This window comes from Emcibacter sp. (assembly GCF_963675455.1).
GTDB lineage: Bacteria > Pseudomonadota > Alphaproteobacteria > Sphingomonadales > Emcibacteraceae > Emcibacter.
In genome coordinates this window covers 1,448,519-1,471,372 of the sequence record NZ_OY776217.1, presented here as the reverse complement: position 1 = coordinate 1,471,372, position 22,854 = coordinate 1,448,519, and the positions used below count along the sequence as shown (strand labels likewise).

Annotated in this window: 21 protein-coding genes and 1 tRNA gene; 11 read left to right on the top strand and 11 right to left on the bottom strand. The window is 54.8% G+C overall.

Annotated elements, in window-relative coordinates; translation table 11 throughout:
* The first annotated feature begins 5 nt into the window (after positions 1-5).
* Together ACORNT_RS06610 and ACORNT_RS06605 are read left to right on the top strand one after the other, a co-directional pair.
* A complete protein-coding gene (locus tag ACORNT_RS06610; protein WP_321397088.1) occupies positions 6-929 on the top strand; it encodes a hypothetical protein in 924 nt (307 codons plus the stop codon).
* A gap of 113 nt (positions 930-1,042) precedes the next feature.
* A complete protein-coding gene (locus tag ACORNT_RS06605) occupies positions 1,043-2,161 on the top strand; it encodes a 5-methyltetrahydropteroyltriglutamate--homocysteine S-methyltransferase (RefSeq protein WP_321397086.1) in 1,119 nt (372 codons plus the stop codon).
* 74 nt (positions 2,162-2,235) lie between these two features.
* On the opposite strand, the gene ggt is transcribed toward ACORNT_RS06605, so the two are convergent.
* Positions 2,236-3,972 (bottom strand): gamma-glutamyltransferase, encoded by a 1,737-nt coding sequence (ggt, locus tag ACORNT_RS06600; RefSeq protein WP_321397083.1) that lies wholly within the window; start codon positions 3,970-3,972, stop codon positions 2,236-2,238.
* Between the two features lie 24 nt (positions 3,973-3,996).
* Positions 3,997-4,608 carry a hypothetical protein gene (locus tag ACORNT_RS06595; protein ID WP_321397080.1) on the bottom strand — a complete coding sequence of 204 codons (612 nt, stop codon included), beginning with the start codon at positions 4,606-4,608 and terminating at the stop codon, positions 3,997-3,999.
* Positions 4,609-4,816: 208 nt separating this feature from the next.
* Here ACORNT_RS06595 and ACORNT_RS06590 point away from each other — a divergent pair.
* Both ACORNT_RS06590 and ACORNT_RS06585 read left to right on the top strand, forming a co-directional pair.
* Positions 4,817-4,893, top strand: a tRNA-Arg gene (locus ACORNT_RS06590).
* Between the two features lie 349 nt (positions 4,894-5,242).
* Positions 5,243-6,610: a nuclear transport factor 2 family protein gene (locus tag ACORNT_RS06585; protein WP_321397077.1), complete on the top strand. Its 1,368-nt coding sequence runs from the start codon at positions 5,243-5,245 to the stop codon at positions 6,608-6,610.
* 18 nt (positions 6,611-6,628) lie between these two features.
* Here ACORNT_RS06585 and ACORNT_RS06580 read toward each other — a convergent pair whose 3' ends face one another.
* The 7 genes from ACORNT_RS06580 to desA form a co-directional block, all read right to left on the bottom strand.
* On the bottom strand, positions 6,629-8,143 hold the full coding sequence (locus ACORNT_RS06580; protein WP_321397072.1) for a D-aminoacylase: 1,515 nt from the start codon (positions 8,141-8,143) through the stop codon (positions 6,629-6,631).
* Positions 8,144-8,164: 21 nt separating this feature from the next.
* Positions 8,165-9,145 (bottom strand): N-acetyl-D-Glu racemase DgcA, encoded by a 981-nt coding sequence (gene dgcA, locus ACORNT_RS06575; protein WP_321397069.1) that lies wholly within the window; start codon positions 9,143-9,145, stop codon positions 8,165-8,167.
* 2 nt (positions 9,146-9,147) lie between these two features.
* Positions 9,148-10,143 carry an N-acetyltransferase DgcN gene (dgcN, locus tag ACORNT_RS06570; RefSeq protein ID WP_321397066.1) on the bottom strand — a complete coding sequence of 332 codons (996 nt, stop codon included), beginning with the start codon at positions 10,141-10,143 and terminating at the stop codon, positions 9,148-9,150.
* Positions 10,144-10,315: 172 nt separating this feature from the next.
* Positions 10,316-10,837, bottom strand: a complete 522-nt coding sequence (locus ACORNT_RS06565) for an Lrp/AsnC family transcriptional regulator (protein WP_321397064.1) — start codon at positions 10,835-10,837, stop codon at positions 10,316-10,318.
* A gap of 184 nt (positions 10,838-11,021) precedes the next feature.
* Positions 11,022-11,867 (bottom strand): class III extradiol dioxygenase subunit beta, encoded by an 846-nt coding sequence (locus tag ACORNT_RS06560; RefSeq protein ID WP_321397063.1) that lies wholly within the window; start codon positions 11,865-11,867, stop codon positions 11,022-11,024.
* Positions 11,867-12,256: a protocatechuate 4,5-dioxygenase subunit alpha gene (gene ligA, locus ACORNT_RS06555; RefSeq protein ID WP_321397060.1), complete on the bottom strand. Its 390-nt coding sequence runs from the start codon at positions 12,254-12,256 to the stop codon at positions 11,867-11,869. Before ligA ends, ACORNT_RS06560 begins: the two co-directional genes overlap by 1 nt.
* Positions 12,257-12,335: 79 nt before the next feature.
* On the bottom strand, positions 12,336-13,742 hold the full coding sequence (gene desA / locus ACORNT_RS06550; protein ID WP_321397057.1) for a syringate O-demethylase: 1,407 nt from the start codon (positions 13,740-13,742) through the stop codon (positions 12,336-12,338).
* A 371-nt stretch (positions 13,743-14,113) separates the two neighbouring features.
* Between desA and ACORNT_RS06545 the strand changes: the two genes are divergently transcribed.
* From ACORNT_RS06545 to ACORNT_RS06515, 7 genes are all read left to right on the top strand, one after another.
* On the top strand, positions 14,114-15,424 hold the full coding sequence (locus ACORNT_RS06545) for an MFS transporter (RefSeq protein WP_321397055.1): 1,311 nt from the start codon (positions 14,114-14,116) through the stop codon (positions 15,422-15,424).
* Between the two features lie 68 nt (positions 15,425-15,492).
* Positions 15,493-16,182: a GntR family transcriptional regulator gene (locus ACORNT_RS06540; protein WP_321397052.1), complete on the top strand. Its 690-nt coding sequence runs from the start codon at positions 15,493-15,495 to the stop codon at positions 16,180-16,182.
* A gap of 239 nt (positions 16,183-16,421) precedes the next feature.
* Positions 16,422-18,287, top strand: coding sequence for a feruloyl-CoA synthase (locus ACORNT_RS06535; RefSeq protein ID WP_321397050.1), 1,866 nt, complete (start codon positions 16,422-16,424; stop codon positions 18,285-18,287).
* Between the two features lie 2 nt (positions 18,288-18,289).
* Positions 18,290-18,721 carry a nuclear transport factor 2 family protein gene (locus ACORNT_RS06530; protein WP_321397047.1) on the top strand — a complete coding sequence of 144 codons (432 nt, stop codon included), beginning with the start codon at positions 18,290-18,292 and terminating at the stop codon, positions 18,719-18,721.
* Positions 18,722-18,739: 18 nt separating this feature from the next.
* Complete coding sequence (locus tag ACORNT_RS06525) at positions 18,740-19,444, top strand: alpha/beta hydrolase (RefSeq protein WP_321397044.1); 705 nt, start codon at positions 18,740-18,742, stop codon at positions 19,442-19,444.
* Between the two features lie 89 nt (positions 19,445-19,533).
* Entirely contained in the window at positions 19,534-20,856 is a 1,323-nt protein-coding gene (locus ACORNT_RS06520; protein ID WP_321397041.1) for an MFS transporter, read from the top strand.
* Positions 20,857-21,074: 218 nt separating this feature from the next.
* Positions 21,075-22,043 (top strand): XdhC family protein, encoded by a 969-nt coding sequence (locus ACORNT_RS06515; protein WP_321397039.1) that lies wholly within the window; start codon positions 21,075-21,077, stop codon positions 22,041-22,043.
* Between the two features lie 2 nt (positions 22,044-22,045).
* On the opposite strand, the gene ACORNT_RS06510 is transcribed toward ACORNT_RS06515, so the two are convergent.
* Positions 22,046-22,279 (bottom strand): hypothetical protein, encoded by a 234-nt coding sequence (locus tag ACORNT_RS06510; RefSeq protein ID WP_321397036.1) that lies wholly within the window; start codon positions 22,277-22,279, stop codon positions 22,046-22,048.
* Between the two features lie 20 nt (positions 22,280-22,299).
* Positions 22,300-22,854: a carbon monoxide dehydrogenase subunit G gene (locus ACORNT_RS06505; RefSeq protein ID WP_321397032.1), complete on the bottom strand. Its 555-nt coding sequence runs from the start codon at positions 22,852-22,854 to the stop codon at positions 22,300-22,302.

The window sequence follows — 22,854 nt, the reverse complement described above, 5'->3', positions numbered from 1 at the left end:
TCCAAATGCGAATAACTGATCCATGCGATATATGTGGCATAGAGGCTGAAACCATTCCCAGCACTGGCGATGAGGTTCATCAAATTTGTCCTGCATGTGGTGAATTTAGATTGTCTGGCACTGCATCCTCTTTAGTGAGCAAGGAGTACCGCACCAAAAAATACATGCTAAGAGGATGGATTCGCGACCAACTTCGCGAAGGATCTCTTCCACTCATCGATAGCCATACCTTAAAAGCAATAGTGACCCGGAAAAAACCTTCGATTAAAGAAAGGGCCGATAAGTTATTACTTGAAATATATCATTATAAACCAGAGCTCGGAGCTGACATTCATGTTGACGACCCATCCTTGATAGCAGCCACGTACTCAAAAGACTTCAATGAATTTATTTTTCTGGAACAGTACCTTGAGTCAAAAAAATATCTTGGTGGAGACGTTATAGGCACTTTTGAGGTTCTTCCCGAAGGATATATCTATATCGAAGAAAAACTTTTGAGGCCATTCTCGAACTCCCCAAAAGGTTTTGTTGCTATGTGGTTCGATGCTTCTATGGACACGGTATATGAAAAGGGTTTCCAAGCAGCGGTTTTAGATGTTGGCTACGATCCTATCAGAGTGGACTTGATTGAACACAACAATAAGATTGACGATGAGATTATTGCCAACATCAATTCTTCAAAATTTGTAGTCGCTGACTTTACTGGCCATCGTGGCGGAGTTTATTTCGAAGCAGGTTATGCGCTTGGAAAAGGTATTCCGGTATTTTGGTCTTGTAGAAAAGATGATATCAAAAACTTACATTTTGATATCAGGCAATACAACTGCGTAGTTTGGGAAAGCTCTCAAGAGCTAAGGGAGAAACTAGCCAAACGGATCGAAGCTGTGCTTTCATTTGGACCTCACAAAGAAGGTAACTCCATCCCTTGACACCGCCTGCTCTGCACCTGATAAAAACCGGAAGCCATACAACCAATTTTCAACTATAATGCCCCCAGCCGGACGGCAAAGCGCCCGCCCGGCTACAAAGGAGGGACATAGCCATGACACTGAAACCGCCACCCTACCGCGCCGACCATGTGGGATCGCTGCTGCGGCCGCCGAGCGTCGTCGAGGCCCGAACAAAATTCGCCGCCAATGCGCTTTCCGCCGATGAGCTTAAGGCCATTGAGGACAAAGCCATCCGGGGCGTCATCAAAATGCAGGAGGAGGTCGGCCTCAAGGTGGTGACCGACGGGGAAATCCGCCGCTCCTTCTGGCATTATGATTTTATGGGCGGCCTGACCGGGCTTGACCTTGTCGAGCGCGATCCCAAGGAAGGGGTGCAGTTCCACGGTGTTAACCTGCGCCCGATCTTCCCGACCATTACCGGCAAGATGGACTTTCCAGACGACCACCCCATGCTGGATCATTTCAAATTCGTTGCCGCCAGCACAAATGTGACCCCGAAAATCTCCATCCCGGGGCCGAGCGCCTGCCATTTCCGCACCGCCAAGGAAGACATCCATCCGGCCGACTATGCGGATCTTGAGGTATTGTTCGCCGATCTTGCCAAAACCTACGCCAAGGCGGTGGCAAAATTCTACGAGGCTGGTTGTCGCTACCTGCAGATGGATGATATTTTCTTCGCCTATCTCTGCGATCCCAAACACCGGGCCGAGAAGAAAGAGCTGGGCATGGACCCGGACTGGCTGGTGGCCCAATATGCCAAGATGATGCATGACGCCATCAGGGACCGGCCCGAAGACATGCTGATCGGCATGCATATGTGCCGCGGCAACTTCCGCTCTACCTGGGCCGCCGAGGGCGCTTACGATCTGGTCGCCGATACGGTCTTCAACCAGACCGGCGTCGATATGTTCTTCATGGAATATGACAGCGACCGGGCCGGCGGGCTGGAGCCTCTGAAGTTCCTCGCCAGGGGCAAACAGCGGGTTTATCCGGGTTTCATCACCACCAAAAACGCCGCGCTGGAAAACATTGACGACCTCAGGCGCAAGTTCGACGAGGCGTCAAAATACGCCGATCTGGATCAGCTCGGCATCGCGCCCCAGTGCGGCTTTGCCTCCACCGAGGAAGGCAATGCCATCTCTGAAGACGAGCAGAAAGCAAAACTGAAGCTTGTGGTCGATACCGCCAAGGCCATCTGGGGCGAAGGCTGAGCCTTATAGAGCTCCCAAAAGAAAAGCCACCGGCTGTTGAGTAGGGTGGCTTTTTTCAATTCTGAATGCGGGGATTACTCCACCAGCGTGACACCCTCGCGCCGGGGATCGGCGCCGCCTTCCAGCAGCATGCCCTTTTCATCATAGTGAATCAGGATTCCGTGCAACCCGCTGTTGGTCAGCCGGATGGAAACCTCGTGGCCTTTCTCCGTCAGTGCCGGAGCGAACCCTTCCGCCGCCGTGGTCCGTTCCAGATAAACCGGTCCGTTGCGGGTCAGCACGTGGGGCTGGCTCACCGCCTCCTGCATGGACATGCCCCAGTCCAGCACATTGACGATGGTCTGGGTCACATAGCCGATGATGCTGTTGCCGCCGGGCGAGCCGATGGCCATCATCAAGCGGCCCTTGTCGTCAAACACCAGGCTGGGTGACATGGAGCTCCTCGGCCGCTTCCCGGCCTCGACCCGGTTGGCCACCGGCAGGCCGTTTTCCGTTGTCGGTGCAAAGGAAAAATCAGTGAGCTGGTTATTGAGGATAAATCCCGCCACCATCATGCGGTTGCCGAAAACATTTTCCACCGTCGCCGTCATGCTGACCGCGTGGCCCCACTGGTCGACAATGGAGAAGTGGCTGGTCGACGGCAGTTCAGGGGTGAAACCCTGACCCCATGCCATATGTACCGGCATCGGTGGCATGCCCGGCGTGGCTTTACCGACGGATTTGTCCGGGCTGATCAGCCGCGAGCGGATCCGCAGGTAATCCGGATCGGTCATGCCCTCCAGCGGCACCGGCACAAAGTCGGGATCGGCCATATACTGGTCCCGGTCCGCATAGGCGAGCTTTTCCGCCTCCAGCAGAAGATGCATGGCCTCAACTGAGTTGGGCTCAAGCGCGCCCATGTCAAAATTCTGCAGGATGCCGAGGATGGCCACCACCGTGCCCCCGCCGGAGGACGGCGGCGGCATGCCGCAGACTTTATAAACCCGGTAAGGGCGGCAAATCGCCTCGCGGATTTTCGGCCGGTAGGCGGCCATATCCTCAAGGCTCAGCTTGCCGGGGTTATGTTCCGCCGTCCGTACCGCCGTGACGACCTTTTCCGCCAGCGGGCCATGATAAAAGGCATCCGCGCCTTTTTCCGCCAGCAGCCGCAGGGTGTCGGCATACTCCGGATTTTTCAGCAGATAACCGACCGGACGCGGCGCCCCCGCCTCGTCATAGAAATACTTCCGGCTCGCCTCGAACTTCTTCAGCAGCGGATCGCGGTCAATCAGATAATGCAGGCGCGGGGAAACCCTGAAGCCCCCCTCCGCCAGCCGGATCGCCGGTTCAAACAATCTGGCCCAGGGCAGCTTTCCGGCCTTCCTGTGTGCCACATCCATCAGCGCCAGCATGCTCGGCGTGCCGGTGGAACGCCCGCCCAGCACCGCATTCAGGAACCCCTGATAGGACCGCTCCACATCGGCAAACAGGTCCGGGGTGACCGCCGCCGGCGCCGTCTCGCGCCCGTCAAAGGCAAAGATGCGCCCACCCTCGCCCGCCTCCGGGTCGAAATACATCATGAACCCGCCACCACCGATGCCGGAGGACTGGGGCTCCACAAGGCTCAGCACCAGTTCAATGGCAATGGCCGCATCGACCGCACTGCCGCCGGCGTTCAGCATCTCCATTCCGGCCGCTGCCGCAAGAGGATTGGCCGCCACCACCATCTGCTTGCGGGATTCTGCTGATTTTGGGGCCGATTTGGGAGCAGAGTCTGCCAGCGCCGCAAACGGCAGGCAAAGAACAAGGAAGGCAGTGATTAATCTGGTCATGAGATACCCTGAATTTATTTTTGTTTATTGTTTTATCCTGGCCAGCTGTTTTTCGGCCGTGGCAATCAGTTCTTCCGTGCGGGCGGACAGCGCCTGGGATTTCCTGAGCAGCACCTGAAAACGCTCCTCAAGTTCTGTATCCCGGATCCCTTCGATCCGGGAACTGACGGACAGGACTTCCTGCACAAGAGTTTCAAGCCGGGCCTGCCTGTCGGCCAGACGGGACAGGGTCATCTGGCTGCCGCGCCAATACTCCTGCCGGCGAACCTCGTCCTCGCGGCTTTGAAGTGTCTCTTTCAGGGACAGGCCGAGTTCCCGGGTGAAGGAAGCCATCTCCGGTTCAAGGTCTGCAAAACGCCCGTCCAGCTGCATGAAACTTTCCCCTGCCTCAGCCACGGACAATTGTTCCTCATCCGCTGACGGCGGAAGGCTCGTCACCGGCCCGCCGTCCTCGCTGTCGATGCCGTTGGGCGTGACGGGTTTGATGCGCTCCTGCTGCATGTAGTTCCAGGTCTCATCCGCCTTCATTTCCGGCCAGACGGCATCGCCATTGCCTGAGCAGGCGGACAGGCCGAGCACAAGCAGAAGCCCTGCCACATATAACATTCGGTTATTTTCAAGAGGTTTACCGGACACGAACATCCCCTGGTCTGAATGATCCTGACAATTGAATTGCCGTTAACCGGCGCGAGTGTACGGCAGGAGAAGGCAGAGAACAAGTCACAGTTCCCGGCGCTCCTGAAAAAAAATGACATAAAACTGCAAAGGGGGCTTGCAATCGGGGCCGGTTATGAGTAGTTTCCGCGCCACAGGATAGATTCCTGTGTGATCCGAGGATCAATGCGCGCTCGTAGCTCAGCTGGATAGAGCACTAGACTACGAATCTAGGGGTCGGGAGTTCGAATCTTCCCGAGCGCGCCATTTCTCTCCCCCCACCCTTTCCAACGCACTTGATACTCTCCATAGTGAAGAAAATCCGCGATTCAAAACCCGTTTTCGCGGCTATTGGTCCCTGTTTCCCGGAGGACTTAAGGTCATCCTTGCGTGAATCATTCAGATTTATTACTTTTTGCGTAATATATCATAATTATAATACGCATATTGATATTTAAATATAGTAAATATTGACAAATGCAAATCCATGGTGATAAATCCTATTGGTATAGAAAATGGGGGACTGGCGCCTGCGAAGATTTTCCGCCCCATCAACAAAAAGAAGAACGGCGGTTAACAGCCTCGCCGGGATATCGTCAGACAAGGAGCACACATCATGAAAGTCCTGATCATTGGAGGAACGGGGCCCATTGGCGGGCACGCCGCGCTGCATCTGAAGTCTGAAGGTCACAACGTGGTCATTTCTTCGCGTAACCCGCCGCAACCGGGAACGGGCCTTGAAGAGCTGGACTGGATGCCGGGAAACTATCAGGACGGCACTTACGGCGAAGATAACCTGAAGGGCTTCGAGGCGATTGTCTTTGCGGCAGGGAGCGATTTGCGTCATGTGCCGCTTGGCGCAGAGGCTGACGCCCATTTTCTGAAAGCCAATGGCGAACTGGTCCCGGCCTTTGCCGAACGCGCCAAACGCGCCGGTGTCTCCGCCTTCGTTCATATCGGCAGCTTCTACCCGCAGGTATTGCCGGAGAAGATCGAGACCGACGCCTATGTACGCTCGCGCCATCTCGCTGACCAGGGGATTTGTGCCCTCTCGGACGACAGCTTCCGCGCCATGAGCCTGAATGCGCCTTTTGTGGTCGGCTGTCCGACGGGCATGAAGAACGACATGTTCGCTGCCTATATCGGCTATGCGCGACGGCTCTATCCACAGATCAAACCGTTCGGCCCGGCCGGGGCGACCAACTTCATTTCCGTACACTCCCTGTCGGAAGCGATTTCAGGCGCGCTTGAGCGCGGCATCGGCGGCACCTCCTACCTGATCGGTGACGAGAACCTGTCCTTCGCCGACTATTTCAAGCTTTTTTTCGATGCCGTCGGCAACAAGGTCGAGGTTCCTTCTCTGGATGAGGAACATCCCATGCTGCCCGATTATGCCATCATTCAGGGTCGCGGCAACACAATCTCCTATGAACCCGATCCGGAGGAGACCCGCCTGCTTGGATACCGGCGGAATGACATCGCCGCCACCATCAGGGGGCTTGTCGAAGATTTCGACCGGCAGATGGGGGTGATCGAACCAGTTGAGCTCGGCCCGGAGGCGGGCGCCGTGGCGGAATTCCAGACGATTGCCTCCCTCTATGCCCGGGCGGTCGACCGCCGGGATGCGGACCTGCTGGACCGTGTGGTCACCGACGACATCATCATTGAAGGCCCGGGTTTCCGGCTTGAAGGGCGCGAGGACGTGCTCGGCATTACCGAAAAGCTCGGCCAGTATTATCTCAAGACCCAGCATGTGGTGCATCAGCAGGCCGGCACCCTCATCGGTGATGAGGGGCTTGCCGAGACTTATTGCACCGCCAACCATGTGCTGTTCCCGGAAGAGGGCAAACCGGACCGGGTCATGACCTGGAGCATCCGTTACCAGGATCGCTTCAGGCTCGAAGGAAGTGAATGGCGTTTTTGTCGTCGGAGCCTGATTGTGGACTGGATGGAGGTGCGGGAAGCCTCCCTGCCGCTTGGCTAGCGTGATCTCCTCCGTCTGTTATTTTCTTTCTGTGCCTGAACGCCTTAAAATCCTGCCCGGTCTGGACTCGGTTGCCTGCCCGTCCTTCCAGACCAGTTGACCGTTGACCCATACAGCCTGCACACCGGTGGAATATTGTATCGGATCGGTGAAAGTGGCGTGGTCCGTGATCGTTGCGGCATCGAAAAGAACCAGATCCGCCGCCAGACCTTCTTTCAGCAACCCCCGGTCCGCCAGGCCAAGACTTTGGGCGGTGAGGCTCGTCATTTTACGGATGGCTTCCGGCAGCGACAACACACCCAGTTCCCTGACATAACGGGCAAACACCCGGGGAAAAGCGCCCTGTCCCCGCGGATGACGGTCATCGATGCCGCCGTCGGAGGAAATACTGCTATAGGGCCATTGCATGAAAGTCCGGATATCCTCTTCACCGATGTTGCGGCCGATGATCATCTCATTCCCGCCCCCGGCGGCAGTGGTCTGCATCATTTTCATCAGCATATCCACCGGATCCACCCCTTCTTCCAGGGCGATCTCCTCCAGCGTTTTGCCCACATAGGAGGGGTTGGGCTCATAAAGTGTTATGATAATGGTCGAGGGCCGGGCAATAGCCGTCAGGGCGTATTCATAGGCCTTGCGGTCCTCAAGATTGCGCTCGGGCAGCAGCACCTGCATGGTTGTCTGCCAGCCGTCATAGGGATATATGTCTGCCGTGACATCCAGACCGTCAGCCCGGGCCTGATTGAGCCTTTCCACAACCTTGGGCGCCTGCCCCCAAAGTGCCGCCATGGCCAGTTTCATATGGCTGATATTGACTGGAATACCGGCGTCACGCGCTATGGTAATAATTTCCTCCAGGGCCTCATAAAATTTGATGTCCTCACTGCGGATATGACTGGTGTAGCGACCACCCATTTTTGCTGCGACCCTGGCCAGGGCCACAAGCTCTGCAGTATCAGAATAAAGCGCCGGTTCATATTCCACGCCAGTGGCAAGTCCCAGCGCCCCGGCCTCCATATCGGCCCCGAGAAGGGCCTTCATGACCTCTACTTCCGCCGCCGTAGCTGTGCGGCGAAAATCATCCTTCATCACCATCGAGCGGTAATTATTATGCGGTCCGAAAGCCGCCAGATTGACCGCGGCCGGATGTGCCTCAAACTCGGCAAACATCTGCCGAACCGGCACTTCGGTCATGCCGTCAACCCCGGACACAATGGTCGTGATGCCCTGGGCCAGGACACTGGCCGGGGCGGGGTTTTCCAAAAGTCCCATATCGTGATGACTGTGCGGGTCGATGAAGCCGGGCGCCAGGGCCAGGCCCTGAGCATCCCATACTCTTTCGCCGGGCATTGGCCTCAAATTCCCCATAGCTTCGATCAGTCCCTTGCTGATCCGCAGGTCCCCGTTTATCGGCTCCCCACCCGTGCCATCATAAATCACGGCGTTTCTGATCAGCCAGGAGTCGGCAGCATTCCCTAAATCAGCCTGTACTCCGACGAGAAACAGAATCCCCAAAACTATTTTTTTTAACATGACATTCCCCTTTTCCTAACCCTATCCCCAGACTTCCGATGTCGGAATATGAACCAGACTGTCCTCGTAAATCAGGCCCGGCGAGCGATCGCGGGCCAGCAACAGCGGCCCATCCAGATCGCAAAATTCAGCCAGTGCGCCGATCATCATGGCTGGCGCCATGGCAAGAGACGTGCCGGTCATGCAGCCGACCATAATGCCAAGCCCCATCGCTTGCGCGTCTTTTGCCAGGGCAAGAGCCTCTGTCAGGCCGCCGGTTTTGTCCAGCTTGATGTTGATATAACTGTACCGTCCCCGAATATGGGATAATGAAGCGCGGTCGAGGCAGGCCTCATCCGCACACAGGGGAACACGGCCTTTGTAATTCTCCAGTTCCCGATCGCCTCCCGCCGGCAGGGGTTGCTCGATCAGTTCCACCCCCAACCCGGCAAAAGGATCGGCCAGTTCCGTCAGTAAATCAAATGTCCAGGCTTCATTGGCATCGACAATCAGCCGGCTGTCCGGCGCCGCCTGCCGTATCGACCTGATCCGTTCGAGACTGTCGTGCTCATTGAGTTTGACTTTCAAAAGTTCCCGGTGCCGGTACCGCGCCGCCTTTGCCGCCATTCCGTCGACGGTATCAAGTCCAATCGTATAGGCCGTCAGCAGCGGTTTATCCAGAACCACACCTGCATTTTCCCAGGCGCGCCTGCCGGACTTTTTCGCTTCCAGATCCCACAAGGCGCAATCAAGGGCATTTCGCGCCGGGCCGGCCGGCAGAAGACCCGATAAAACCGCACGATCAATCCCCCGTTCCAGTTCCGGCCGCAATCCTTCAATGATGGCCTCGACCACATCCATCTGCGCCGGATCGGATTCGTGCGCCTCGCATTCCCCGCGCCCGAGATATTCCCCGTCCCGCAGTTCCACTGAAACAACATAGCTTTCTGTCAGGTTTACCCGCGAAATATTGAAACTGCCGGCCAGTGGCCAGACTTCTTTTATTATTTTCAGCTCAACCATGCTCAGCCTTCCAGATTATCGACGATAGCCGACACGCCGTTACGCACCGGATCACAACAGGGTAACCCGTATTTATCCGTCAGGGCGTTTAAATAACGTTCCGCCTCCTGTTCCACCATGGATGACGTATTGATACTGATCCCGGCGAAGGACGCTTCACGATTGGTCAGGCGGGCAATGTTCAGATACTGCTCCATGGCGGTGTTGAACTCGACAATCGGGAAGTCCTGCACATCCTCCATATACTGACGGGCCGCGTCATGACACAGCACCAGCCTGTCCGGCTGACTGCCGTGAATAAGGCCCACTGTGACTCCGGCGTAGGACGGATGAAAAAGCGATCCCTGCCCCTCAACAATATCCCAGTGGCCCGCTGAATTGCCCGGTGACAGGCTTTCCGCCGCCCCGGAAATAAAATCGGCGACAACCGCATCCACCGAGACACCGCCACCGGCAATGAAGATACCGGTCTGGCCGGTTGCCCTGAAATCGGCATTCATGCCCCGCTCTCTCATTTCCCGTTCGATGGCCAGGGACGTGTACATCTTGCCAACAGCGCAGTCAGATCCCACCGTCAGAAGTCGCCGACCGGGACGTTTGGCGCCGTTTCCGACCTCAAAATCCTCGGTGGGCTGCCGGATATCATACAGGTCGCGACCGCAGGCCCGGGCTTTCTGCGAAATTTCCGGATGATCATTCAGGCGCTGATGAAGCCCTGCCGCAATATCCAGCCCCTTGTCCAGAGCCTCCAGAAAAACCGGCACCCAGTCGCGGCTGATGATGCCGCCGACGGGGGCAATGCCAACAACAAGTGTTTTTGCTCCCTGAGCAACAGCTTCATCGATGTTCATGTTCCGGAGTCCCAGATCTGTCGTGTCCGGGCTCATCCGATATTGTCCGGCACAGATTTCCGGCCGCCAGTGGGCGATACCGGACGCGGTCTTGGCATTCTGGAGTATTTTTTCATTACCCAGAAAAAGCAGATAAGGCTGTTTCACATCATTCTCCCTTTGCTTCGACAGTCCGGTTACAGAAGAAAAACCGGTACGGCTCAGGGAAAAATTCTATCAGAGCGTCACGGCAATAATCGCCGTTTACAGATCGGGGGAAACTATTTTCTCCGGCGAGATTCCGGTTTTACAGAAGAAACATCCTGTCAGGATCAGGACTTCAGGCAGGGACTTGCTCCTCACCCGCCATATCAACCAGGGCCTGCAGGCTCATATCATGCAGGCTTTTGACCGGTTTGGCCACGGGGAAGGTCACATAATCAAAACTGATCTTTTCCTGATCAAGAATCCTCTCTATCAGTTCCTGATATTGCTCGATACTGGGTGCCGCCACCTTGAGAATATAATCAACCCGTCCCAGCACAGCCTCGCATTCAATGACCTCGGGCAGACGCCTGACCAGCTCTTCGAACTGGCGGGCGACATTCATGGAATAATTATGAAGGGTTACCTCTACCCGGAAGCAGGAAATATTCATCAGCTTCGAGAAATCAATATCCGCATGATATCCACGGATGATCCCCTCCTTTTCCAGTCGTTTCATCCTCTCCCAGCAGGGTGATGCAGACAAGCCGACCTGTTCAGACAGTTCCACTTTGGTGATACGGCCCCGTTTCAGCAAAGCGGAGATGATTTTAAAATCAAGACGATCCAGCTTCAGACGAGTTAAATAACTGCTCATGTTTTACCTGTCTATATATCCTCTGACCCAGCGGGCGTTCACGGCCATTATTTCATATTCCTTTGTCTGGTGCAGCAACAGAAATTTTTCCCCGTGATCGTGTGGCGATACTGCCGGCCAGGTCCATATAGAAAGAGCCGGAAAATTCCGGCTCTTTCTCTCGGATAAAACTGGACCCAATAACTTACACGTCGGTATTTTCCAGGACAATATGCCCGATGGCAGTATTGGAAATGGCCACATAGTAATGGCGATGGATTTCCCTGACATGATCGCCAAGGGCGCCGCGCATGATCAGCCACATGACTGTTTCCAGTCCTTCGGTGCCGGTCTCGCGGATATATTCCACCCGGGGGATTTTCGCCAGTTCTTCCGGCTTGTCCGCCAGACGGTCCATAAAGGCAATGTCCCATTCCGCATTGATCAGGCCGGCCCGTTTGCCCTGAAGCTGGTGGCTCATGCCACCAGTGCCCCAGATCTGTACGTTGAGGTCCTCGTCATAGCTTTCCACGGCCTTCTTGATGGCCTTGCCCAGGTCATAACAGCGCTGGCCGCTGGCGACCGGATAAACCACCGTATTCATGGCGATGGGGATCACCTTGCAGGGCCATTCCTCCGGCTGACCGAACATCAGGGACAAGGGCACGGTCAGGCCGTGATCCACTGACATCTCGTTGATAATGGTCAGGTCAAAAGAATCCTCAATCACTGAATGAGTGATATGCCAGGCCAGATCGGGATCGCCCTTCACGACCGGCACCGGCCTTGCACCGAAGCCTTCATCGGCGATCGGAAATTCCTCGGCACAGCCGATGGCAAATGTCGGGATGATTTTCAGATCAAAGGCCGAGGCATGGTCATTATAAACCAGCACTACCACATCGGGTTTTTGCTCGGCTTCCCATTTTTTGGTGAATTCATAACCGTCAAACAGGGGCTTGAAATAGGGGGTCTGTGTTTCGCCCGTGTCGACGGCCCGGCCAATCAACGGAACATGGGATGTACCGACTCCTGCGGTGATATGTGCCATTATTTCCAGTCCTTCAGATAGCGGTTGCCCTCTGCCGGGCGTCCGCCTTTACTCAACATTTCAGCATACTCTTCTTCACTCATATCAGTCATGGAGGAGACCGCCGCCCGCACACTGATACCGTCAGTGGCCGTGATCTTGACCAGAAAATAGATATTACCGCCCAGTTCGATAAGTCGCGGCAGATCCCGGTCCAGAACGGCCTGTTTCTGATCTTCGGTCAGCGGCCATTCATCCAGGTAGGCTCGCTCGTCGGCTCTGAATTTCTGCCTGTTTTCCTCTTTCATCAGGGACATGCAGAACTGGTTCAGGTGGTACCCTATACGGCACAGGGAAGAATCAAAAACCGTGGTGCCGGGAATATCCTTGTAGGGCTTATCAAGAGCCATGAGAACTCTCCTAACTAAAAATCTATGAATACGGAAGTAAATGGCGGGACCGCTGCCAGGCCCCGCCACCGCGGAAAGGTTATTTACTTTCCTTCCGCCATCCCTCGATATCCGCGTAGGATTCTCGAGCAACCTCCGCATAAGGTACAGGGCTGACAAGGGCCCTGATTTCGAACTGCTTGTGGGGTTCCACAGTCGGCTTGCTTGTGCCGCCGTTTTCTTCACCCCAGACAAAAGTCAGCTGGGTACCCGGTGTGGCATAGTCGGCATCAAGTACAGCCAGGGTCAGCATTTTCCGTTCGTTGGAGCTGTAGCCCACCCATGTGGATACGCCGACGGTCTCGCCCTTGTCGTTCACCACCTTGTCAAAGGGATGCATGGAGTAAACCGCTGACGGGAATTCCCAGAATTTACCGCGCTCCATTTCCCCGCTGTCAAGCTGGGAACCGATCACTTTCAGGACATCGTCACTGTGCAGGGCCAGGGTGACTTTCTTGCGATGCTTGTTGTTGGCCATTTTTTCCAGGGCTTCACGACCGATAAAGTCATGGTCGAACTTGACGAACCCGCCGTAACCCAGATCCCAGGGCGTGAAGTAATAATCTTCGATATTTTCGGAGACAAAGCTTCCACCGATGGAAGCCCGTGCTTCATAGCTGTTTTCTGTCAGCCATTCACGGTAGGGTTTCATTTTCTCGCTGCCATAAACGGCCGGTACCGGTGACGGAATCCAGCCGGACTCCAGGGTATTGGAGGAATAGGCGCGACCACCGACCCGGCGAAGACCGAATTCCTCACCGGCTTCGATGATGGCATTCTGTACGGCTTCCTTGTCGTCCCAAGGGCCGAACAGTTCAAAGCCGGGCTGACCGGCCATACCGTGGCGCAGGGCGCGAACCTCTTTGCCGGCAATGGTCATGGTGCACATATGAAAGAATTTCAGATCCGGCGGTGTTTCGCCCAGTACCTTTTCCATTAGTTTCATGGCATTGGGGCCCTGAACCTGGAAACGGTAGTTGTTACGACGGGAAGGGTCTTTACGTACGGCAGTCCGCTCGTCAAACTCGAGGGTCACATCCCAGTCGCCGGTTTCTGCATGGAACTGAATCCAGCTCAGGGTCGGCATACGACCGACAAGACTGAATTTATTTTCGGCCAGATAGAACAGAATCACATCGCCGATGACATAGCCGTCATAGCTACAGGGTACAAATTGTTTGGCACGGTCAACCTGAAAATTCTTGAAGCTGTTAATGCCCAGATAGTTCAGAAGAGCAAAGGCATCCGGACCTTCAACCACAAGATCAACCATGTGGTAAGACTGGTCAAACAATACACATGTCTTTTGCCAGCCCCGCTGTTCGTCGCGCCAGTTTGTGAATTCCGCAGGTACACCCGGATAAGCATTGGGTCCCGCCTGGGAATTCCGCAACATTTCCACGGGCCCCTCAAATGACTTCATATATTCTTCCAGATTTTTCACCATTTTCTCTTCTCTTTAATTTTCAGGCCTGCCCAAATGCAGGACAATTCACTACCATTCCTGACCACATGACAGAGGGCTTGCCTCCCAAAATCGTCACATGACACATTAATATTGGATCCATTTTTAGCCCATTTTCACATGTATTCAAGAATTATTTCACTTATTTCTAAAAATGGGATACATTTTTAAGGACACTAAAGGAAAGAAGATATAAAATAAAAGGTGATATATAAATTAGAGCCCATATATTTTATAACCTTTTGAATAATGACCAGGCTGCATAAACACCGTTTTACCCAGAAAACCGGAAAAGACTCGGGGGGTGAAAGAAGAAAAACAGATACATGCCTGAAACAATGCGGGAAACACCAATGAGTACAGTAAAACCATCCTCCGGAGAACAGCCTGTCAAATTACTTCATGTAACAACCGTGCTGTTCTGTTTCATCTTTAATATGCTGGATGGTGCCGATGTGTTGCTCGTGGCCTACGCGGCCCCCTATTTTTCCGAACACTGGTCTGTCAGCCCCCAGTCCCTCGGCCTGATTTTCAGCGCCGGCCTGGTTGGCATGACAATCGGGGCACTGTTTATCGCTCCCTTTGCTGATGTCTTCGGTCGCAAAACCACAATACTCCTCTCCACCTCCATCATTGCCGTTGGAATGATCCTCAGCAGCCTGGCCCCCAATGTGGAAACCTTCATTGGTTTACGGGTCTTTGTCGGTCTTGGCATCGGGTCAATGCTGGCCAGCGTCACCGCCCTGGCTTCCGAGTATGCCCCGCCGCGCTACAGAAACCTGGCTGTTACCATTGCCACATCCGGGTATGCGCTTGGCGCCGTGGTCGCGGGAGTGGTGGCTGTTAACATTATTCCGCTGGTGGGATGGCAGGGGCTCTTCCTTTATGCCGGCGTGGTCTCGGCAATCATGCTTCCCCTGAGCCTGTTTTTCATGCCGGAATCAACAGAGTTTCTCCTCGCGCGGCAGCCCCGCCGGGCTCTGGAACGGGTCAACAGGGTCTATAGCGCAACGGCGCTGCCGCCATTGAGCACCCTGCCTCCCCAGATTGAAGACACCAAGAAAGTCCCTGGTTTCACCAAGCTGCTTTCGCCGACCTACCGCAGGGACACCCTCCTGCTGTGGGGAGCATTCTTCTGCGCCTTCATGACCCTCTATTTCCTCACCAGCTGGGTGCCCAAGATTGCCGTTGATGCGGGCCTGCCCAAGGAAAAAGCCATTTATGCCGGCGCCACCTTCAATTTTGGCGCCTTTGTCGGCCTGCTTTTGCTGGGCTGGATTGCCGCAAGGTTAAGTCTCAATATGCTGATCGCCGTCTTTTTTGGCATTGCCACCCTGGTGATGGTCCTGTTTGGCGCGGTGCACACCCCCATTGAACTGTTCTTTGTTGAAATCTTCTCCATCGGTTTTCTGGTACAGGGCGGTTTCGGGGGCCTCTATGCCGCCGCCGCCCGGCAGTATCCGGCAACCATCCGCACAACAGGCGTCGGCTGGGCCCTTGGCGCCGGCCGGTTTGGTGCGGTTTTCGGTCCCTATCTGGGCGGCCTGACCATCGGCTGGGGTGTCGGCCTCTTGGGGAACTTCATCATTTTTGCCATCCCCATCGGCGCCGCAGGCCTGATTATGCTTTTCCTGAAAGGGGAACAGGCGGAGGCAGGAGCGTGAAAGCTCTTTAATATTCTCAATAGTTTAGTATAAAGAAGTAAGTCAGAGGGGAATAATTGCAGAATAATATGTCAAAAAAACCAGTTCAGGAAATACGGGAAATGATTCTGTCGGGGGAGCTTTCAGCAGGGGAGCGCCTGACCGAAGCAGGCCTTGCCGAACGACTTGGCACATCCCGAACCCCCATTCGTAGCGCCCTCCCTGCCCTCGCGGCGGAAGGTTTCCTTATCCCTGTCGGCAAACGAGGCTATGCCGTCAAGGAATTCAATGACGAGGAAACCCTGCGCTCTATTGAACTGCGCGGTACACTGGAAGCCCTGGCCGGGCGCACCCTGGCTCGGAACGGCGCCTCCCAGGAAGTCCTCAGGGAACTGGAAAAATGCCTCATTGCAGGAGACGAGATTTTCAAAAAACGGTATGTCACCGACGACGATGAGAATCTCTATAGTGAAATGAACATCCGTTTTCACCGGACAATCGTTGAGAACTGCCAGTCGCCGTTGCTGGAATCCTTCATCGACCGGCTCTATCACGTCCCCTTCATTGCCCCTTCGGCAATTGTTTTCGACAAGGTCGGGCTGGACCGGGCCTATGAACTGATGTTCAGGGCCCACGGTCACCATCACGCCATTGCCAACGCCATTCGCGAAGGTGACGGCGAGCGGGTGGAATCCCTGTTCAAGGAACACAGCAAGATCCAGTTTGAAAGCATGTTCTCCACGAGTAAAAAAACATCACGCCCCCCCAAACCCAGCTAAAATTTCCAGTATGGATTTTCGGTTGAAAGGGTATGCCCCAGGACCGCCTGATAGAGTTTTCGACAGGACGGCCGCTTGAGAGAAATACCTACTTTTGTGTCCAATAATTGACCAATAAGTCCTTTTTTTCAAAATAAACATAATTATTGTATCCCTTTTATCGATAGGATACATTATCGATTCAGTAAGGAAGGAATAAATTTACATTCCTTCGGGCATGCATATTGGGAATTGATTTTATGGCAGAGATTAAGACAACTGAACCCTCCTGGAAAAACGCCCCCCTGCGTGAAGTATCCCTGTGGGAACCAAAAATTAACGTCAGGTATGCCGAAAACGGAACCATCTATATTACCGAGGAAAAACCCCTTCCTGAAATTCCGGACCGTATTATCGATCCGCTGATGCATTTTGCCAAAACGGTGCCGGACCGTCTTTTTCTGGCCGACAGAAAAGGTGGTGGTGACTGGCGCAGGGTTACCTATGGGCAAGCCCTGGAAAAGATACGAAGCCTCGGCCAGTTCCTTCTGGACCAGGGGCTGAGCGCCGACCGGCCGCTCCTTATTTTATCCGGAAATGATCTCGAACATGCCCTCCTGGGGCTGGCTGCCGCCTATGTTGGCGTGCCTTATGCGCCGGTATCAGCCGCCTATTCAAATCCCAATACCGAATACAAGCGGCTCAGGGAAATTGTCCCGCCACTGAACCCGGGCATGATCTTTGCGGCGGAGAAAGACGGTTTCGCCGGAGCCATTGCGGCTATCGCCGAAAAGGATACAAAACTGCTGTTTGGCGACAGTGAAAATGACGACGGCATCGACTATGCAAAAGCCGAACGCACTCCGGTCACAAAGGCCGTCGATGAAGCCTATAAAAAGGTCAACAAAGACACCATCGTAAAATTCCTGTTCACTTCCGGATCCACCGGCACCCCCAAGGCGGTAATCAATACAAACGGCATGATTGCAGCCGGACAGGTCATGATCCAGGAAACATTCCTCTTCCTGCGGGATGAACCGGTGGTCGTCCTTGACTGGGCCCCCTGGAATCATACCGCCGGCGGTAACAAGGTCTTTTACATGGTCATGTTCAACGGCGGCACCCTTTATATTGATGACGGCCGCCCGACACCGGCGGATATTTACAAAACCATCCGCAATCTGGAAGATGTCTCCCCGACCTGGTATTTTAATTTGCCCAAGGGCTTTGAGATGCTTCTTGATCATATGAAGACCCACCCGGACTTCTGTAAAAAATTCTTCAAGAACCTGAAAATGCTCTGGTACGCCGGCGCAAAACTGTCCCAGCACACCTGGAACACCCTGGAAGAACAGGCCGTGGCCACCACCGGGACCCGAATCCTGATCGGCACCGGTCTTGGCGCGACGGAAACTTCGCCACCGGCTCTGTTTTGCACCTGGCCCCAGGAAGAGTCCGGCAATATGGGCCTCCCCTGCAGTGGGGTGGAGTTAAAGCTCGTACCCATGGACGGAAAACTGGACGCCCGCGTGCGCGGCCCGAACATCATGCCGGGATATTACAAAAACCCCAAGGCCACGGAAAAAGCCTTTGATGAAGAAGGTTTCTACTGCTTTGGTGACGCCCTCAAACCCGTGGTTCCCGGTGACTTCTCCAAGGGTTTCCTGTTTGACGGACGGACGGCCGAAAACTTCAAATTGAATACCGGCACCTGGGTCACAACCGGCATCCTGCGGGACAAGGTAATCGATCATTTTGAAAACGCCGTCAAGGACGTAGCCATTACCGGGGCCGACCGGGATTTCCTCGGCGCGTTGATTTTCCCTAACTTTGAGGTTCTGAAGGAGATTGCCGGGCTGCCCGACGCCGAACCGGGCGTTCTTGTCTCCAATCCGGAGGTCAGAAATTTCTTCCAGCAGAAACTGAATGAAATGGCCGCCAAAAGCACGGGCTCTTCGACCCTGGTACGCCGTATCCTGCTGGTCGAAACCCCACCCTCCAGTGTGACCAATGAGGTAACAGACAAGGGATCTGTCAACCAGCGGGCTGTCCTGCAAAACCGTGCAGACCTTGTAGAGGAAATCTATAAGGGCTCCCCGCGTCTTATTGAAATCAGGAAGGCATGAATATGACAGAAGAAGAAAGACGGTCCATTGAATGGGACTGCCAACAGCTGCTGAACCGGGTTACAAATCTCCTGGATCAGGGCCGCTGGCAGGAACTGGCCGACTGTTACACGGAAGATGCGGTCCTCGCCAGGCCCAGCGATCCCGATAATCCCTTCCGGGGCCGAGAGGCAATCCTGAAATCCCTTCTGGCCCGGCCGCCGCGGGCGACCTGCCATATGCTGGTCAACAGCCTGTTCGAGGTCAAAAGCCCGACCCTGGTCCATGCCTATAGCCGGGTCCTGCTGATGTCTGCCGAAGCGGGCACAGAACCCCCCTTGCAGACCAGCGCCCCGCTGCTGGTGGGCAGTTTTTCCGACGAACTGGAAAAAACCGGCGACCGCTGGCTGATTAAAAAACGCCAGGGTACCGTGGATATCAAATGCACTCCGTAAAAATCCGGAAATCCTAAAATGAGCAGTTCTTCCCCCACACTCATCCTGATCCCCGGGCTTCTTTCCGATGCCATTGTCTGGAAACATGCTGCAGAGACACTTGAAAAGCTGTTGCCTGTGAGGATCGCCGATGTATCTGCCGGAATCTCCCTGACCAAAATGGCTGAAGACATTCTGAACAACACCACCGGACCTTTATATGTGGCCGGCCATTCCATGGGCGCCCGGATTGCCATAGAAATGGTGAAACTGGCCCCCGAACGGGTGAAAAAGCTGGCCCTTATCGACACCGGTATTCATCCCCGCAAGGAAGGGGAAGAAGCCAAACGACAGGTTCTTGTAGATCTGGCCTATAATGAAGGCATGAAAGCGCTGGCGGAGAAATGGCTGCCGCCGATGGTGCATGAGGACCGTCACAGGGACCAGAAACTGATGAACACCCTGACGGCCATGGTCCTCAGGGCAGATCCAGACCAACACAAGCGCCAGATCCAGGCCCTTCTGGACCGCCCGGATGCCGCAAATTTTTTTCCCAGTATAAAATGCCCGGTCCTGTTGGTTGTCGGACGTCAGGATCAGTGGAGCCCGCTGGCCCAGCATGAAGAAATGCTGGCCGGGCTGGAGAATGCAAAACTGGCGGTGATAGAAGACGCCGGGCATTTTGCGCCGATAGAACGTCCCGAGGACGTTACCAAAGCCCTTGAAAACTGGGTCAAGGAATGATCAACTGTCAGAAATCCTGAGCAGGACGCCGGTCGGGTCTTTATCAGATAAACAACAAAAAATACGGTATCTATAGGGAGAAGCCGACAATGAACAAAGACCCGCGCGACATCATTAATCAGGAACCCATGAAGGCGCACCAGATTCTGGTGATCGGCATGTGCATATTCCTGAACGCCCTGGATGGCTTTGATATCCTTGCCATTACCTTTGCCGCACCGGGCATTGCCCATGACTGGGACCTGGGTCCGGAAGTCATTGGTATCGTGATATCCACGGGGCTGATCGCCATGACCATAGGCTCCTTCACCCTTGCTCCCCTTGCCGACAAGATAGGGCGCCGTCGCATCATCCTGCTGTGCCTGCTTATCATGGGCGGCGGCATGTTTGCATCGGCTTTTGCCACGGATATCATCACTCTTTCCGTCATCCGCTTTATCACCGGCCTGGGCATCGGCGGCATGATCCCCACCATCAATGCGTTAAGTGCCGAATTTTCAAATGAGAAACGTCGTAACTTTTCCGTCTGCATGATGGGCATAGGCTATGCCATTGGCGGTTTTCTGGGCGGTTCAGCCGCGGCTGTCTTGCTTTCCTTTTACGGCTGGCAGTCTGTTTTTATCTTTGGCGGTTGCGTGGCCTTTGCCATTCTGCCGGTTATTTATTTCCTCCAGCCGGAATCCATAGAATTCCTGATTACCCGAAAAGGCGAAACGGCTCTCGGACAGGCCAACGCAATTTTGCGCCGCATGGGGCATAGCGAAGCCAGCCATATCAGGCTGCCGGATCCCGGACTTCAAAAGGCAGGTTTTATGGACCTTTTCACCACCGGAAACCTGAGCCAGACCCTGGCCCTGACCTTCAGCTATTTCCTCAACATCATGACCATTTATTACATACTGAGCTGGGTGCCGTCGATCGTGACAGCGCTGGGCTTTGACAAGGTTGTCGGCACCACGGTTTCGGTCTGGGTCAGTGTCGGGGGAATCATCGGCGGCGCCCTCTTCGGCTGGGTCGCCACATTCCTTGACCTGCGCAAACTTCTTGTCTGCCTGATGCTGTCCACCGGTTTCTTTGTCATTCTTTTTGGCCAGATCACCCCCGAACTGGGTTTGCTGAAATTCGTCGGCTTCCTGCTTGGCTTCTGCATGTATGCCAGCACTGTCGGGTTCTACGCCCTGCTGGCGCAAACCTTTCCCACGACCCTCCGGGCAACCGGCACAGGTTTTGTGGTCGGGGCCGGACGTGGCGGATCCACTATCGGCCCCGTTATCACCGGCTTCCTGATGGCGGAAGGCATGGGCCGCGGCGGAGTTGCCATGGTTATGGCTTCCGGTTCGATTATCGCCGCCCTGATCCTGCTCGGCCCCTATTTAAACAAGCGTCATTCGGAATCAAAGCGGGCGTTTTGACGACTCTGAACCGCTGACAAAGATACTCTTTGTGTGGATTTGAAGCAAAAAACATGAAGAGTGGGTAATTTATCTCGAAATACGAAATAAACTTCCGAAGGGGGAAGGAAAGCAATTTTCATCGGAAAGGCAATATCTTACTATAGGCAGAGAAGTTCAGGGCGGGTTTGGTCCCTGAAACAGGTATCAGCAGATAATACAGGCAGCCTTATTCACCGATGACAATGCAAAACTTTGATCACCCGCTGGATGTTTTAACCTTCATTCACACAGCGCAGCTCGCGGGTAAAAAGGCGGCCCTTGTGACGGTTACCGAAACCCTGGGCGGGTCTGTCCGCGCCCCCGGCGCCCTCATGGCTGTGCTGGAGGATGGCACTGTGGCCGGTTATGTCTCCAACGGCTGCGTGGACGGCAACCTGGTCTTTCAGGCGCAGGAGGCCATGGCCCGCAACGAGCCGGCAAAAGTCCGTTACGGGCAAGGCTCCCCCTTTATGGACATCCGCCTTCCCTGCGGCGGGGCCATTGACCTGCTGATTACACCGAACCCCGATCAGGATATTGTCCTGAAAACCATTGAAATATTGTCCGCCCGCCGGGAATGTCAGCTGCTGGTGGGCACGAATGGATCTCTCCAAACCAGCGGGGAAAAGACCCAGACCTCGCACTGGCAGGGGCAGGACGTTTTCATTGTCAAATGCCTGCCCAAACTGCAGATCCGCATTGCCGGCATCGGGGCCGAGGTCTTGGCCCTTACCCGCCTGGGCTGTGCGTCGGGTTTCGAAGTCATTGTACAGTCCCCGGATGAGAACTGCCTCCGACAAGCCGGGGAATTCGGCGCCCGGCAAACCATTTTGTTAAAATCCCCCCACTCCGCCATCGACATTCATGATGACAGGTTCACGGCTTTTGTCCTGATGTTTCATGATCACAGCTGGGAGACAGAACTGCTCAGGTCTGCCCTCGCCGGAAAGGCCTTTTATATTGGCGCCCTCGGCAGCCGGAAAACCCACGCCATCCGCTGTGACCAGCTTGCAGACATCGGTGTGGAGAGAAAAGACATGGATCGGATCAAAGGCCCCATCGGCCTGGTTTCTTCTTTGAGAGATGCTTCAATGGTAGCGATCTCGACCCTTGCGGAAATCATCAAGCTCTACAGCCGGGTCGTCAAAGACACCTCCACAGACTGAATTCACTCCCGCCTGAAGGGGGCGTGACAGGCGATTGCTGCTTCGGGCATGTCGGGAAGAGGAATATTCCGCCGCTCACCTGTTTCCAGATTGAAGTAATAGGCCCCGGCGAAAGAGCAGACAAAAACCCATGGCAGACCCGGATCGTACGACGCGCCCGCTGGTCTTGCCGCATGCAGGGGGGCAAGCATCATCAGTGCCAGACATGCACCCAGAAAACACTTACCCAATCCCATTTCAATTCTTCCTTGTCAAATCAGCCCAATATAAAATAGGCGATGGCCGCAACAGCCACACCGGCGACGAGAACCAGACCCCATTTGACCCAGTTTGGCCCCGCCGCAGCCTCTGCCGGCATCTCGGCACCGGTTTCCTCGCCGATCACCCGGGCGAGTTTTTTGAAAAACTGACCGGCAAGCACATTGGCGGTGCTCTGGATCAGACGGCCGCCCAGCTGGGCAATCTTGCCGGTGATCTCCACATCCACATCATAGCTGAGTTTGGTGCCGGTTTCTGTTTCAGTGAGGCTGACCTTGGCCGCGCCTTTGGCATTCCCCATGGAGCCTGCGCTGCCAGATCCCATCAGGGTATAGCCGTTTGGCGGATCCAGGTCTGTCAGGTCAACCTTGCCATCGAATTTTGCCGTTACGGGACCAATCCGGTTGGTGACGGTGGCCTTGAAAGAATTCTCCCCGACCCGTTCCAGACTTTCGCATCCCGGAATACATTTCGCCAGCACGTCCGGATCATTCAGGGCCTGCCAGACCTCTTCCTTTGTTGCCGGAACTTCATTTTCACCTGTAATCTTCAT